Origin of the sequence: Paraburkholderia bryophila (genome assembly GCF_003269035.1) — a bacterium.
In the GTDB taxonomy this organism is placed as follows: domain Bacteria; phylum Pseudomonadota; class Gammaproteobacteria; order Burkholderiales; family Burkholderiaceae; genus Paraburkholderia; species Paraburkholderia bryophila.
Map to the genome: position 1 here is coordinate 1 of NZ_QLTK01000047.1, position 13140 is coordinate 13140.

The 13140-nt window shown below is 62.9% G+C and carries 13 protein-coding genes; 8 read left to right on the top strand and 5 right to left on the bottom strand.

Features of this window, described 5'->3' with window-relative positions:
- Window positions 1–94: 94 nt before the first annotated feature.
- Window positions 95–463 (bottom strand): VOC family protein, encoded by a 369-nt coding sequence (locus BX591_RS34310; protein ID WP_111935745.1) that lies wholly within the window; start codon window positions 461–463, stop codon window positions 95–97.
- A gap of 32 nt (window positions 464–495) precedes the next feature.
- Window positions 496–1218: a helix-turn-helix transcriptional regulator gene (locus BX591_RS34315; protein ID WP_111935778.1), complete on the bottom strand. Its 723-nt coding sequence runs from the start codon at window positions 1216–1218 to the stop codon at window positions 496–498.
- A gap of 313 nt (window positions 1219–1531) precedes the next feature.
- On the opposite strand from BX591_RS34315, the gene BX591_RS34320 reads away from it, so the two are divergent.
- The gene (locus BX591_RS34320; RefSeq protein ID WP_111935746.1) at window positions 1532–3199 is read left to right on the top strand and encodes an ankyrin repeat domain-containing protein; all 1668 of its coding nucleotides are present in this window, start codon (window positions 1532–1534) and stop codon (window positions 3197–3199) included.
- 114 nt (window positions 3200–3313) lie between these two features.
- Here BX591_RS34320 and BX591_RS34325 read toward each other — a convergent pair whose 3' ends face one another.
- Both BX591_RS34325 and BX591_RS34330 read right to left on the bottom strand, forming a co-directional pair.
- Complete coding sequence (locus BX591_RS34325; protein WP_111935747.1) at window positions 3314–3658, bottom strand: fucose-binding lectin II; 345 nt, start codon at window positions 3656–3658, stop codon at window positions 3314–3316.
- A gap of 292 nt (window positions 3659–3950) precedes the next feature.
- Window positions 3951–4346, bottom strand: a complete 396-nt coding sequence (locus tag BX591_RS34330) for a response regulator (protein ID WP_111935748.1) — start codon at window positions 4344–4346, stop codon at window positions 3951–3953.
- 260 nt (window positions 4347–4606) lie between these two features.
- On the opposite strand from BX591_RS34330, the gene BX591_RS34335 reads away from it, so the two are divergent.
- The 3 genes from BX591_RS34335 to BX591_RS34345 all read left to right on the top strand — a co-directional run bounded on the left by BX591_RS34335 (window position 4607) and on the right by BX591_RS34345 (window position 8443).
- Entirely contained in the window at window positions 4607–5866 is a 1260-nt protein-coding gene (locus BX591_RS34335; RefSeq protein WP_111935749.1) for an MFS transporter, read from the top strand.
- 63 nt (window positions 5867–5929) lie between these two features.
- Entirely contained in the window at window positions 5930–6673 is a 744-nt protein-coding gene (locus BX591_RS34340; protein WP_111935750.1) for an SDR family NAD(P)-dependent oxidoreductase, read from the top strand.
- A gap of 213 nt (window positions 6674–6886) precedes the next feature.
- Complete coding sequence (locus BX591_RS34345) at window positions 6887–8443, top strand: methyl-accepting chemotaxis protein (RefSeq protein WP_111935751.1); 1557 nt, start codon at window positions 6887–6889, stop codon at window positions 8441–8443.
- Between the two features lie 32 nt (window positions 8444–8475).
- Here BX591_RS34345 and BX591_RS34350 read toward each other — a convergent pair whose 3' ends face one another.
- Window positions 8476–9237, bottom strand: coding sequence for an IclR family transcriptional regulator (locus BX591_RS34350; protein WP_111935752.1), 762 nt, complete (start codon window positions 9235–9237; stop codon window positions 8476–8478).
- Between the two features lie 252 nt (window positions 9238–9489).
- Between BX591_RS34350 and BX591_RS34355 the strand changes: the two genes are divergently transcribed.
- The 4 genes from BX591_RS34355 (at window position 9490) to BX591_RS34370 (ending at window position 13082) form a co-directional block, all read left to right on the top strand.
- Entirely contained in the window at window positions 9490–10827 is a 1338-nt protein-coding gene (locus tag BX591_RS34355; RefSeq protein WP_111935753.1) for a carotenoid oxygenase family protein, read from the top strand.
- A 132-nt stretch (window positions 10828–10959) separates the two neighbouring features.
- Window positions 10960–11517 (top strand): TetR/AcrR family transcriptional regulator, encoded by a 558-nt coding sequence (locus BX591_RS34360; protein WP_111935754.1) that lies wholly within the window; start codon window positions 10960–10962, stop codon window positions 11515–11517.
- A gap of 136 nt (window positions 11518–11653) precedes the next feature.
- Window positions 11654–12640, top strand: coding sequence for an alpha/beta fold hydrolase (locus BX591_RS34365; RefSeq protein WP_111935779.1), 987 nt, complete (start codon window positions 11654–11656; stop codon window positions 12638–12640).
- Window positions 12641–12644: 4 nt separating this feature from the next.
- Window positions 12645–13082 carry a GNAT family N-acetyltransferase gene (locus tag BX591_RS34370; RefSeq protein ID WP_111935755.1) on the top strand — a complete coding sequence of 146 codons (438 nt, stop codon included), beginning with the start codon at window positions 12645–12647 and terminating at the stop codon, window positions 13080–13082.
- Window positions 13083–13140: the final 58 nt, after the last annotated feature.

Here is a 13140-nt window from a genome sequence, read left to right on the forward strand (position 1 = left end):
TCTTCACCTTCTATGAATCGCTTCATCCGGTCACCCATGCTGAATGAGTTAATCCAGTTTAGGCGATCAGCGCGTTTTCACACAAGCTCGACCCTTAAGGCCGGGAAAACACATTGACGAGATTCCCATCCGGGTCGCGCAACAGGAGCGAGCGATTTCCCCACGGCATCAACGTCGTCGGCATGACGACGGATGTGCCCAACGCGTTCATCCGGTCGAACACGGCGTCGACGTCCGTCACTTCGAACTCCAGGATCGCCGACCGATTCGCGGCCGCAATGGCCGCCCCGACATTAAAGCGCTGGATCAACTGCTCGGACGAAATCGCAAGCGCCGCGCTTTCGAATCGTATTTCGGCAAAGCCTTCGGCCGGCCGCGCGGCCTCGATACCGGAAAGCCTTTGGTAAAACTCGACCATTTCTTCGAGATTCCGGGTGACAACGCGAACAGAGGCGAACTTCATGGTGAGCTCCTGACTGGAAAAGGAGACTCAGCTTAATGACTGTCACTGTCAGATTCTGGCAGTATGGTGCGGCTCGCCGCATCGTTGGCCTTGCGCCACTCGCGAAGCAGCGTCGATCGTCTTTTCGGGTAACGTTCCTCGAGCTTCTCGACGGCCGAGATCCGGTCCGAGCGGAAATTCCTAAAGTCGGCCCGAAGCTCGCACCAGGCCATCAGTACCCGCGCCTGATCGAAATAGACCAGAGCAAAGGGCCAAACTACACGCTGTGAATGAATGCCGCTGCCGTCCACATAAGTGATATTGAGCTTGTGCTCTGCCCGGACTGCGGCCCGTAGGAGATCGGTGGCAACCTCCTGAGCAGGTCTTTTCAGCGGTGCGCCCACCAGCAGCGACGATTCTTCCAACTCGCGACGCAGTTCCGTGGGCAGCACGGCGGCGACCTTCGCCAGCGTGCCCAGCGCGCCGGCCGACAGCGTCCTGTCGCAGCGATCCGCGACCCAGCGCATGCCGAGCACCAGCGCGTCGAGCTCCTCCGAGCTGAACATCATGGGCGGCAGCATGAAACCGGGTTTCATCACATAACCCACGCCCGGTTCCCCTTCGATCATGGCGCCTTGCGCCTGCAAACTGGCGATGTCCCGGTACAGCGTGCGAATGCTCACACCGAGTTCATCGGCCAATACCTGAGCACTCACGGGGCGTCGATAACGCCGTAACAGTTGCAGAAGATGAAGGAGGCGTTCGGAGCGGCTCATACGTTGATCCTGATATCGACACACAAAGAGATCGACGCCACGACCGGTTGCGGCGAACCAGATGCAATCGGCGTCGTTCATGCAGATCGCCGATTGTTGACGATCCCTGCCGCGCTGTCGAACCTGCCGGTCTGGCCGAACACGACATTGACGCTGCCGCACCCCATCGCATAGCATCCCGTTTAGCGGTGCAGGCCGCTTCCGGGTCCGCGGAAAGGGTTGAACCCACCTGTAGGAGCGCTTCACCTGGCTCACCATCCTTTGTGCTGGCGGTATTGCGGACCTTCGGCCATCAAATGCACGAGGATCCGTCATGAACACGCTGCCTCCCAAGGCCAATCTCGACCATTTGAAGAAGCAGGCGAAAGAACTGTTGCGGCTCTACCGCAACGGTGACGCTGCCGCGATCGCACGCTTCGTCCTTCATCTTCCCGCCGCCGCGCGCCGCGCCGAGAACGAAGTGCTGGCGCTTCAACTTCGCCTGCACGATGCGCAGTCGTGTATCGCACGCGAGTACGGTTTTTCTTCCTGGGCGGATCTTGCCGCGTATGTCGAAGCCAGCGCTTTCGCGCATCAAGAACAGGCGGTGTTGTTACGCCGCTGGCTGAGCCTCGCCTATGGCGGCGACGTGACCGGCAGCTACGACGCGGCGCGGCCGCGCGTTGCCGCCCAACTGTTACGGGAACACGCCGAGCTTCTCGCGAGCGACCCCTACGCGGCCTGCGCAATGGGACGTCTCGACGTGATCTCGCGAACCGCGAGCGCCGACCCGGCTTGGGTCAACCGCGCGGGCGGCGCGCTCAAACTTCCGCCGCTCGTCGCGGTGACCCACTCATGCCTGGGACGGCTGCCGGAGTTCGCCGCAGCGCTTCGCGAATGCGCCCGGTATCTGCTTCGGGCCGGGGCGAATCCAAACCTGCGCGTCGGCAATCGCTTGCCACCGGCTTCCCTCGCAACGCCTGACGACACGGAGCCCCTGTCCGCCCTCTACGGCGCGGCTGGCGTTCTCCACGATCCGGTTCTCACCGACATGCTGCTCACGGCGGGCGCCGATCCCAACGACGGTGAATCGCTCTATCACTCGCTGGAAAACCCCGCCTGCACGCGGCTGCTGCTCGAGCATGGCGCGCGCGTCGCCGGCACGAATGCCGTGTGGCGCGCGCTCGACATGCCGGAACCGGCCGCGCTCGAACTGCTGCTGGCTCATGGCGGCGACGCCAACGAGCCGGCCGGACCGGGCGTCACGCACACCTGGCGAACGCCGCTGCTGCGCGCGATCGCGCTGCGCCGCTCACGCGGCCATATTGCCGCGTTGCTGGCGGCCGGCGCCGATGCGACCGCGCAAACGGGCGACGGCATCAGCGCTTACCGACTCGCAACGCGAGTGGGACTACCGGAAGTCACGGAGCTACTGCGCGCACGGGGCGTGGAAGAAGACCTTTCCGCGGATGACGACTTCATCGCGGCGTGTGGTCGCGCCGACGCGATCGAGGCGCGCCGGATTCAGGCACGCCATCCGACGCTGCCTGGCTCGCTGCCGGACAACCAGTTCAGGTTAATGCCCGACGCCGCGGCATGGGGATCGAGCGCCGCGGTCGAGGTCATGGTCGAACTCGGCTGGCCGATCGCCGCGCGCGGGGGAGACTGGGACGCGACGGCGCTTAACCACGCCGTCTTTCGTGGCGACGCCGCGCTGACCGCCTTTCTGCTCGCGCATGGAGCGAGCTGGCGTGAGCGCCACGGCTATGGCGACGACGTGCTCGGCACACTGTCCTGGGCGTCGCTCGGCGAGCCGGGCGGATCGGAAAATCCTGATTGGACCGGCTGCGCTCGCGCACTGAAGGCTCATGGCCTTCCTCCGGTGGAGCGGGATCCGGCGGAGCCGGAGCGGGTCATCATCGAAGGTCGGGTCAGGCGGTTTTCCGAGGCGGTAACCGAAGTGTTGCTGGGTGACGGCGGCGCGGCCCTTGAGACGAGCTGACGCGCATCGTGCGTTGCCAGGCGCGCGGCAGCCATCGCCATCGTGCAAAACGGCGACGCTGACGATGCTGCGAAGCATCGTCGGCGCCGCGTTTCGTCACGACCGCTGCGCGGCTTAGCCGATCGGCCAGTTGAGCACGGCGATGCCGTCGTTGTAGTCGCCGTCGCTCCCGTCCTCCGAGCCGACCAGCGCGAAGTTCAGTTTGTTCGCGAGCGTTGTCTGAACCGACACGAGGTCCGACTGCCGGCCGTTGACCGACACCTTGATCTGAACGGCGCCGTGGCCCGAATTGAGCACTTGCGTGCCGATGACTTTGTTGTCGGTGCTTTGACCGTTGAACGTAGCGCGGACCTCGTTGTCGACGAAGACCTGGATTGCCTGAACACCCGCCGAATTAGCGAAACCCGTCACACCAAAACGGATGTTGGGAGGAAGGTTGAATACGCCTTGTTGAGCCATGTGCTTCTCCAGGAAAGGGAGCGTTTTCCACATTGCGCGAGCCGGCAATTGAAGCGTTAAAGCAGGCTCGAACGGGCGCGCGGATCGAAGACCGTCACAGCGTAAAGATCGCGGAATCACGCTGTCGCCGACGTAATGTAGACACCTTGCCTGGGGCACGGAGCTATCAAGGTGAGCAGGTCCACGGCACTGCCGCATTGCCGGGATTCCTGCGGATGCAGCCGAAGCGGGCATTGAAGATGCTTGCGAATGCGGGCCGGTTTGTCAGCCCGCGGCATGTCAGCACAACACGTCAGCCCGGTTTGTCCCTGCCGGGCGGCGCCTGTCGGTGAGACGCGTGGTCGGCGATCAGCCGTCGCATGGTGGCGAGCAACAGGGGCCCCTCGACCGGCTTGCGCAGAAAACCGTCATAGCTGACGAAGGCGGGCGGACTGGGCTCGCCGGAAACGAGGATAAACGCGACGTCGGGTAGGTTCGGCAGCGTGCGCAGCCGGTGACACAGTTCGCTACCCGACATGACCGGCATGCGCCAGTCGGCCACCACGATATCGACGGGGCACTCGACGAACTGGGCCAACGCCAACTGGCCGTTGCTCGCCACCGTTACTTCGTATCCGTCAGCGGCGCAGCAGGCGCTCCAGGCTGCCAACGCTTCCAGATCGTCATCCACCAGCAGAACACTTGCCATACCGAACTCTTCTCCACCGCTGACCTCCTATTGGTCAGTTTTAAGCGCGGGAAGTTCGGCTTCGCGGACAATCGACATCGCCAATTTTCAGGCGGCAGCATAGTCACGGAGGCATCCTCGAAAAAGATCGTTCCAATCATATAAATTCATTTTTCTAGATGGGTTGCCATGCGTATGCTTCAGGTATTGGGAACACCACGGGCGGACGGCTTCGACCGACACGCCGCCCGCGCTTCCCGGCAATCCCGAGGAAACACACCATGTCCATTCCCGCCAACGCCCTCAACGCAGCGCCGCTGCAGTCGGAACCCCATAGTTACGCGGCCCGCAACAGCGCCTACTGGCAACGCAATCTGGTGGTCTGCGTGTTCGGCTCGTTCACGACGCTGGTGAGCTTGAGCATGCTGCTGCCGTTTCTGCCGTTGTACGTCGAGCAGCTCGGCGTTCATGCGCCGGGCGCGATCGTCCAGTGGTCGGGGGTGGCATTCGGCGCGACGTTTTTCGGCACCGCCATCACCGCGCCGCTCTGGGGACGTCTCGCCGGTCGCTATGGCCGCAAGCCGATGCTCGTGCGCGCGGCGATCGGCATGGCGGTCGTGATGTCGCTGATCGGCCTCGCCCACAACGTGACCGAGCTCGTCGTGTTGCGTCTCGCGGCGGGGCTGATCGGCGGCTACGCGTCGGCGTCGATCGTCATGATCGGAACCCAGGTGCCGCGCGAGCGCGCCGGTTGGGCGCTTGGCGTACTGTCGACCGGCGCATTGGCCGGCAATCTGATCGGGCCGCTGGTGGGTGGCTTTCTGCCGACTTGGGTGGGGATTCGCGGCACGTTCTTCGTGGGCGGCGCGATGATCGCCGTGGCGGCCGTCGCGACGATCCTGCTGGTGCGCGAGAATTTCAACAGCGCCGTCGACGCAAAAGCAAAAGCGGCGGTGAAAGAGCCGGCGGGTGTGAGGCCGAATCGCGCGGTGATTCCCGCGTTGCTCGTCACGGCGATGATGGTCCTGCTCGCCAACATGTCGATCGAACCGATCATCACCGTGTACATAGGCGGATTGGGCGTGCCGCATGCGCATCTCGCGCGCGTGGCGGGCATCGTGATGGCGTGCTCGGCATTCGGCAGCATGCTGACCGCGCCGCGGCTCGGCGCGCTCGCGGACCGGGTCGGCAGCTGGAACGTGATTATCGGCTGCCTGATCGCCACGGCGCTGGCGATGTTGCCGCAAGCGTTCGTCACGCACTGGTGGCAATTGGCCGCGCTGCGTGGCGTCATGGGTATGACGATTGCCGGCCTGTTGCCTTCGATCGCGAAACTGGTGCGCCATTCGGTCGATGAACAAAGTTCCGGCACGACCTTGGGCTATCTGCAATCGGCCCAATTCACGGGGCAAGTCGTCGGGCCGCTGATTGGCGGCAGTATTGGCGCGCACATCGGCCTGCAACCGGTATTTTTCGTGACCGCTGCGCTGCTCGTTCTGTGTGCGGGCCTCAATCAGTGGATGCGCAGCCGGGCCGCATGATGTGAGAGGATAGCCGGCTTGTTGATGCACGCGAAAAGCTCTAATACCAACCACCGGATCTCCATGAAAACGCCCCGCCCCGTTGCGCTTGTCACCGGCTCGACCTCAGGTATCGGCGCTGCCGTTGCCCGACGGCTTTCGCACGACGGCTTCTCCGTCGTCGTGCATTCGCGCAGTTCTGCCGAGGTGGGACAGGCCCTCGCAAACGAGCTTGAATCCGCCATCTACGTTCAGGCCGATCTGGCTGACGACGCCGACCGCGTGCGACTCGTCCGGCAAGCCATCGACGCCTGGGGGCAGCTCGACGTGCTGGTGAACAACGCGGGAATCAGCCGCGTGATTCCGCACGCGGACCTGGCCGCCGCGACGCCCGCCGTCTGGCAGGAATTGCATGAGGTCAATGTCGTGGCGCCGTTCCGGCTGGTGGCCGAGGCGGAGTCGGCATTGCGCGCGGCGGCTCGGCGCGGTCGCGCCGGCTGCGTGGTGAACGTGAGTTCTCATGCCGGCGTACGTCCCAAGGGAGCCTCGATTCCGTATGCCGCGAGCAAGGCCGCGTTGAACCACATGACCCGCCTGCTCGCGCTGTCGCTGGGCCCGGAGATTCGCGTGAACGCGGTCGCGTCGGGCCTCGTCGATACGCCGCTGACGGCCGACTGGACGCAGGCGCAACAACTCTGGAAGGAACGTTCGCCGATGCGTCGAGCGGCCAGCCCCGACGACATCGCCCAAGCCGTTGCCATGCTGGTGGCGTCGGACTACCTGACGGGCGAGATTTTGCTCTCCGACGGCGGATTGAATCTCACCTAGCAAGTTTTAAAGCACGGTTTCAGAAAGCTTGCCGCTCACGAGCGATAGCGCGAAACAGGCCGTTTTTTCAGGTATTTCCTGACTCAGGTTATGCGCGGTGATGCCGTTATACAGCGACAACCCTCTGCCGGTCCGCGCATTCCGCACGACGCCCGCGAGGTTGCGCTGGGCGCAGGATATGACCTTGCGCTAGCAGGCGACGGAGAAAACGGCGTGAACCGACTGAGCTTGAATACGAAATTGTGGCTGGCCTTGCTGATCACGTGGCTGGGTCTGCTCCTGCTGGGCGGTTGGGCGGCGTGGCAATCGCGCGCGACCATGCTGTCGGACCGTAAGGCGGCGGTGCAGAACGTCGTCGAATCCGCGTATGGCATCGTGGCCGATTACGCGAGGCTTGTCGATCAGCACGAACTCACGCTGGACCAGGCGAAGCAGCAGGCCATGGCGCGCCTGGCGGCGATGCGCTATCCGGGCAACGGCTACATGATCATCACGACGGCGACGCCGGTCGTCATCATGCATCCGACGCTTGCGGATCTGCGCAACAAGGACGTCTCGCATTACGCGGATACCGACGGCAAGCTGCTGTTTGTCGACATGGTCAAGCTCGCCCAGACGCAGGGGCAAGGTTTCGTCGACTATATGGCGCGGCTGCCGGGTAAAACGGAGCACGTGCCGAAGATCAGCTTCGTCAAACGCTTCGAGCCGTGGGACTGGTATCTGATTTCAGGCGTCTACGTGGACGACATCAACACGGCGTTCCGCAATGCGCTGCTGGGTTATCTGCTCACCATTCTCGTGACGGGCAGCTTCAGCACGATCGCGCTGGTGCTGATCATTCGCAATGTGAAGCGCAGTCTTGGCGGTGAACCGGCCTACGCGGCGCAGGTGGCGGAAACCATCGCCGACGGCGATCTGTCTCGCACGGTGTCGCTCGGCAAGGAAGATCAGCAGAGCATGCTGTTCGCGATGCAGCGCATGCAACACCGTCTCGCCGATACGATCCGACGGATTCGCGGCGGCACCGAAACGATCACGGTCGCCGCCGAGGAAATCGCGGCCGGCAATCTCGACCTGTCGGCGCGTACGGAACAGCAGGCCTCTTCGCTCGGCGAAACCGCGGCCAGCATGGAGCAACTCACCGCAACCGTGAAGCAGAACGCCGACAATGCCGTGCAGGCCAACCAGATGGCGCGCAATGCGTCGAAGCTGGCCGGCGACGGCGGTCATGTCGTGCAGGAGGTCGTCGCGAACATGCAGAACATCGCGAACAGTTCGGCGCGTGTGGTCGACATCATCGCGGTGATCGAAAGCATCGCATTTCAGACCAATATTCTTGCGTTGAATGCGGCCGTCGAGGCGGCGCGCGCGGGCGAGGAAGGGCGCGGTTTCGCGGTGGTGGCGGGCGAGGTGCGCAATCTCGCGCGCCGCAGTTCAGACGCGGCGAAAGAGATCAAGAGCCTGATCGAGGACTCGGTGGAACGCGTCAACGACGGCAAGGCGCTCGTCGAGAAAGCGGGCGGCACGATGCATTCGCTGGTCGATGCCGTGAAGCGCGTGACCGATATCATCAGCGAAATTTCGGCGGCGTCTGAAGAGCAGAGCCGCGGCATCGAGCAGGTCAACGTGGCGATTGCGCAGATGGACGAGACGACCCAGCAGAATGCCGCGATGGTCGAACAGGCCGCCGCCGCGCAGTCGATGCAGGAACAGGCGCAGATGCTGCGCGACGTGGTCAACGTATTCCGCCTGCAAGGCGCGCCGGCGTGAATCCCTAACCGATGATGGCCGGCCGCGGCTTGCTACGGTGCGGCGAAATCGTTCTGGTCCGCGAGCTTGAGGCTAGCGGCAAACATCGACGGATCACCGCCAAGCGCCGCGCTCGCGCGAGCCGAAGCGCTCAGTAGCAGCTTGCACGCGGCACGCATCGACTCGATTGCGCCGATCCGTTCGCGCGGTCCCGAGACGGTCAGCGCGCCGACCAGTTCCCCTCCCAATCCCAGCACCGGCACCGAAACCGACGCGGTGTCCGGATCGCGCTCTCCATACGACACCGCCCACATCCGATCGCGCACGTCGTCGAAACCTTTCTTGTAGGGCCTGGAAAACGCGAGCAGCACTTTGCCCGACGCGCCGCGATCGATCGGAAAGCGCTCGCCTTCGCGAATCGATACCCGTACAGCGCGGGCCGGCTCGACACGATGCAGCACGATCCGGTGGCTGCCCTGGCGCACATAAAACGACGACGTCTCGCCCGAATCGATCGCGAGCTGCTGGAGCAGCGGCTCGACGACGTGGCGGACATGAAACGATTCCTGGTAGATCTGCGCGAGCCGCAACGGCTCGGGGCCAATCGAATAGCGCCCGTCTTCGAGCTTGCGCACGAAGCCGCCGTGGTCCAGCGCGCCGAGCAAACGCAACAACGTGCTCTTGTAGTAGCCGGTGCGGCGCGCCAGGTCCGCGAGCGACACGCCTTTCTCGCCCGACTCGAACGCGCCGAGTATCGCGAACGCGCGATCGAGCGCCGCGACGCCGCCACCTTTTTCTGAATCTTCGTTTTGCATGGAAGAAGATCGTTCTGTAGAGCGGACCATGCTAGAAGGTGGGGCGGGCGGCGTCAAGCCGGGAGGGGCTTCCTAAATTTTACCCGGGTTTTATTGACTGATTATATTTATCCGGGTATAAATCACGCATTGTCAATTTTTTGAGGTCAATGCGATGACAGGTTCAAGCTTCGATTTTCAGGGGGCGCACAAAGGGCGCGCTTGCATTGCGTCGTTCATGGCGATGCGTTCACCGGCCCGCGGCGGTCGCTCATGACCACGCTCGATCTGAACGCCGGCGCAATGGCGCCGGTTAGAGATGAAGTCGATCTCTTCGACTTGCCCGTGAAGGGAATGCTGCCGCCGGAACTCGACGGCGTGCTGGTGCGCAACGGTCCCAATCCGTTAAGCGGCCGCTTTGCGGGCAACGACGTGTTGTCGTGGTGGCCGGAAGCCGCGATGCTGCATGCCATTTCGTTTCAGCACGGGCGTGCCGTGCGCTATTGCAATCGCTGGGCACGCACGAAGCGCTGGGCACAGGCGCAGGATTTCGCCGACACGTCGCGGGTGCTCGATACGAATCCGAATGTCAACGTGCTCGTTCACGGCGGTGAAATACTGGCGCTCGCGGAAGGCGGCGCGCCGCTCGCGATCACGGCCGGACTCGACACGCTCGGCGCGGCCCGTCGCCATCCAGGTCTCGTGCACGGCATGAACGCGCATCCCAAGGTCGATCCGCGAAGCGGCGAACTGATGACGTTTCGCGCCGGTTGGGAAAAACCGTGGCTGCGCTACGGCGTGACCGATGCTCACGGCAACACGACAGTCGATACGGAAATCGAACTGCCGTCCCGGTCTCCTTCGATGATCCACGACATGGCGATCACGGCGACGCGCAGCATTCTGTTCGACCTGAACGTCGCGTACGACTTTTCGATGCTGTCGCGCGGCTACCGGATGCCTTTGCGCTGGCACGACGAGCGTCAGGCGCGCATCGGTGTAATGCCGCGTCATGGCGGCGCGATGCGCTGGTTCGACGTGACGCCGTGTCTGATCCAGCACGTGGTGAACGCCTACGATGTGGGTGCAACGACCGTTGTTCTGGATGTCGTGCGGTATCCCGAGTTTCTGCGCGTGTCGCCGGGCGGAGCGGGTTTTCTCGACAACCCGCTCGGCGTGTTGTGGCGTTACGTGATCGATCTCGCTCGCGGTACTGTCGTCGAAACGCCGCTCGACGACGCCGGCATCGAACTGCCTCGCATCAACGAAACGCGGACCGGCCAGCCCTACCGGTTTCTGTACGCGGCCTGGCAACCGACCAATACGGAGATGCGCGGCGTCGTGCGTTACGACCTCGAACGCGGTTCGCAGCAACGCCATGCGGTGCCGGAAGGGGATCAAAACAGCGAACCCATCTTCGTGCCACGCCCCGGAGCGACGAGTGAAGACGACGGTTGGCTGCTCGTGTGTGTATATCGACGGGCGAGCGATACGAGCGACGTGGTGATTCTCGACGCTCGCGGGATAGACGGCGATCCGATTGCGAACGTGCGACTACCCAGGCGTATTCCTGCGGGCTTTCATGGAGCGTGGCTGCCGGGGAACGGCTAACCCGTTTGTCAGACTGCCGGTGTGGAGAAATCGCTTGATTTGGAAATATTCATTTCCTATACTGGCCGCATGACGACCCACACCCACGCGCCGAGAGCGCCCCGTAGTCCTGGACGTCCGCGTGAATTCGACATGGACATGGCGCTGGATGGCGCCATCAGGATCTTCCGCGAACGGGGATTTCACGCCACGTCGCTCGGCGAACTGGGCGTTGCGATGGATTTGACGGCCGGCAGCATCTACAAGGCGTTTGCCGATAAGCGCGCGGTGTTCCTTGCCGCGCTCGACCGCTACGTCGAGATGCGTCGGGCGAGCTTGCAGCGTTCAATCAGCGCGGCGGCGTCGGGCCGGGACCAGGTGCTCGCAATCCTGCATTTCTATGCCGAGTCGTCTCACGGGGTGGAAGGCGAGCGCGGGTGTCTGGTGGTGGGGAGCGCCACCGATCTTGCGACCTTCGATAGTGAAGTGGCCACTCGTATCACCTCGGCCTTGAAGCGTACGGAAAAGTTGTTCGGGGATTCGATCCGGCTAGGTCACAAAGACGGCTCGATTCCTTCCACCGTCGAGGTTGCGTCCACCGCGCGCGTGCTGCTGAGCGTGACGCAAGGATTCAGAATCGTCGGCAAAGCTGGACGAACCCGCGCGCAAATGATGGCCGCCGCCGACCAAGCGATGCGCCTGATCGATTAGCACACGCAGACGGCCTCCTTTCAGTACCGAGGAGGGTTTTCTTTTGGCCAAATAGGAAATGAATATTTCCTATTTATTGTTCTTCAACAAACGACAGCCGGACGGCTTTCCGGACAGCGTCGATCAAGGAGTTCTCATGTCGGCAACAGATTCATTTGCGGCCTCGCCTGTCGGTTTGAAGCGCGTTAACGCCGTGCCACTGTCGAAACCGGTTGCCGGTTTAGCGGGATTCGAGCATCGGTTCGAGACGGTCAACGGCGTCCGGTTGCACTACGTGCGCGGCGGTAACCCAAACGGCGACGTCGTCGTGCTGCTGGCGGGCTTTCCCGAAAGCTGGTTTGCGTGGCGCAAAGTGATGTCGCTGCTCGCGCCGGTTTGCCAGATCGTTGCACTGGATCTTCCCGGACAGGGCGACTCCGATCGGCCGATGGACGGCTACGACACCCAGGCGCTGGCACAGCAGGTTCATCGGTTCCTTCAGCAACTCGGCATGAGCCGTTACTCGCTCGCCGCTCACGATGTGGGCGCATGGGTCGCTTATCCGTATGCGGCGCTATTTGGCAGTGAGATTCACCGGCTCGCTTTGCTGGATGCGGGCATTCCCGGCATCACCTTGCCCGCCGCACTCCCCACGGCGCCGGATCGCGCGTGGCGGACCTGGCATTTTTCGTTTCACACGATTCCTGATTTGCCCGAAACGCTGATTGCGGGCCGCGAGCGGGAATATCTCGACTGGTTTCTGCGTCGAAAGACTGTGAATCCACATGCGTTCAGCGACGCGGACCTCGACGAGTACCTGCGTATTTTCGTCAAGGACGGCGGCTTGCGAGCGGGTCTGGCTTACTATCGCGCCGCGTCATTGTCCGCGCGGCAGAACGGCGAGTTGAGCGCAAACGGCAAGCTGCCGACGCCCTTATTGGCGCTCGGTTCGGATCAAGGATCCATTGCCGATATGGCCACCCCGTTGCGCGAGTTTTTCGTCGACGTTCAGGGTTGCACGATTAGCCACTGCGGACACTTTCTTCCCGAGGAGCAACCGCAAAGCGTCGCCGAGGAACTCGCCGCGTTTTTCGGGCTGGACGCCTTATGCAAGAATACGGGCTCTTCAAACGGAATGGATTGAAGCGATGAGCGCAAGTGGCCGCACCCGTGTCAATGTCCGACGCCTTACCCCGGCTGAATGGCCGCGCGCGTTTCCCGTCATCGTCCAGTTGCGCTCGCTGGATGAAGCGGAGTTCCTGCAACGGGCACGCCGCCAGGCGCATACCGGCTATGAACTTGTCGGCGCATTCGAAGGGGACGTACTGATCGGCGTGATGGGCATGCGGCCGGTTCATACGCTCGCACGCGGTGCGCATCTGCATATCGACGATCTGGTCGTGGATGCCAAAGCACGAGGCAGCGGCGCCGGCCGCGCGCTGATGGACTATGCCGAAGCCGATGCACAGGCGCGCGAAATGACGGCCGTGTTTCTCGACGCGCATCCTGATGCGGTTCCATTCTATGAGCGGCAGAACTTTTCGCTGCATCTCGCACCGTCGATGAAAAAGGTCATTGCGCCGTAGTTGCATGGGTGAATGCGTGCGAATGCCCTGGCTGAACGTCGATAAAAACAGATGAGCG

Excerpts from the sequence above, each read along its gene's own strand:
- BX591_RS34310 (WP_111935745.1), bottom strand. The coding sequence starts at position 463 with ATGAAGTTCGCCTCTGTTCGCGTTGTCACCCGGAATCTCGAAGAAATG.
- BX591_RS34315 (WP_111935778.1), bottom strand. The coding sequence starts at position 1,218 with ATGAGCCGCTCCGAACGCCTCCTTCATCTTCTGCAACTGTTACGGCGT.
- BX591_RS34320 (WP_111935746.1), top strand. The coding sequence starts at position 1,532 with ATGAACACGCTGCCTCCCAAGGCCAATCTCGACCATTTGAAGAAGCAG.
- BX591_RS34325 (WP_111935747.1), bottom strand. The coding sequence starts at position 3,658 with ATGGCTCAACAAGGCGTATTCAACCTTCCTCCCAACATCCGTTTTGGT.
- BX591_RS34330 (WP_111935748.1), bottom strand. The coding sequence starts at position 4,346 with ATGGCAAGTGTTCTGCTGGTGGATGACGATCTGGAAGCGTTGGCAGCC.
- BX591_RS34335 (WP_111935749.1), top strand. The coding sequence starts at position 4,607 with ATGTCCATTCCCGCCAACGCCCTCAACGCAGCGCCGCTGCAGTCGGAA.
- BX591_RS34340 (WP_111935750.1), top strand. The coding sequence starts at position 5,930 with ATGAAAACGCCCCGCCCCGTTGCGCTTGTCACCGGCTCGACCTCAGGT.
- BX591_RS34350 (WP_111935752.1), bottom strand. The coding sequence starts at position 9,237 with ATGCAAAACGAAGATTCAGAAAAAGGTGGCGGCGTCGCGGCGCTCGAT.
- BX591_RS34355 (WP_111935753.1), top strand. The coding sequence starts at position 9,490 with ATGACCACGCTCGATCTGAACGCCGGCGCAATGGCGCCGGTTAGAGAT.
- BX591_RS34360 (WP_111935754.1), top strand. The coding sequence starts at position 10,960 with ATGGACATGGCGCTGGATGGCGCCATCAGGATCTTCCGCGAACGGGGA.
- BX591_RS34365 (WP_111935779.1), top strand. The coding sequence starts at position 11,654 with ATGTCGGCAACAGATTCATTTGCGGCCTCGCCTGTCGGTTTGAAGCGC.
- BX591_RS34370 (WP_111935755.1), top strand. The coding sequence starts at position 12,645 with ATGAGCGCAAGTGGCCGCACCCGTGTCAATGTCCGACGCCTTACCCCG.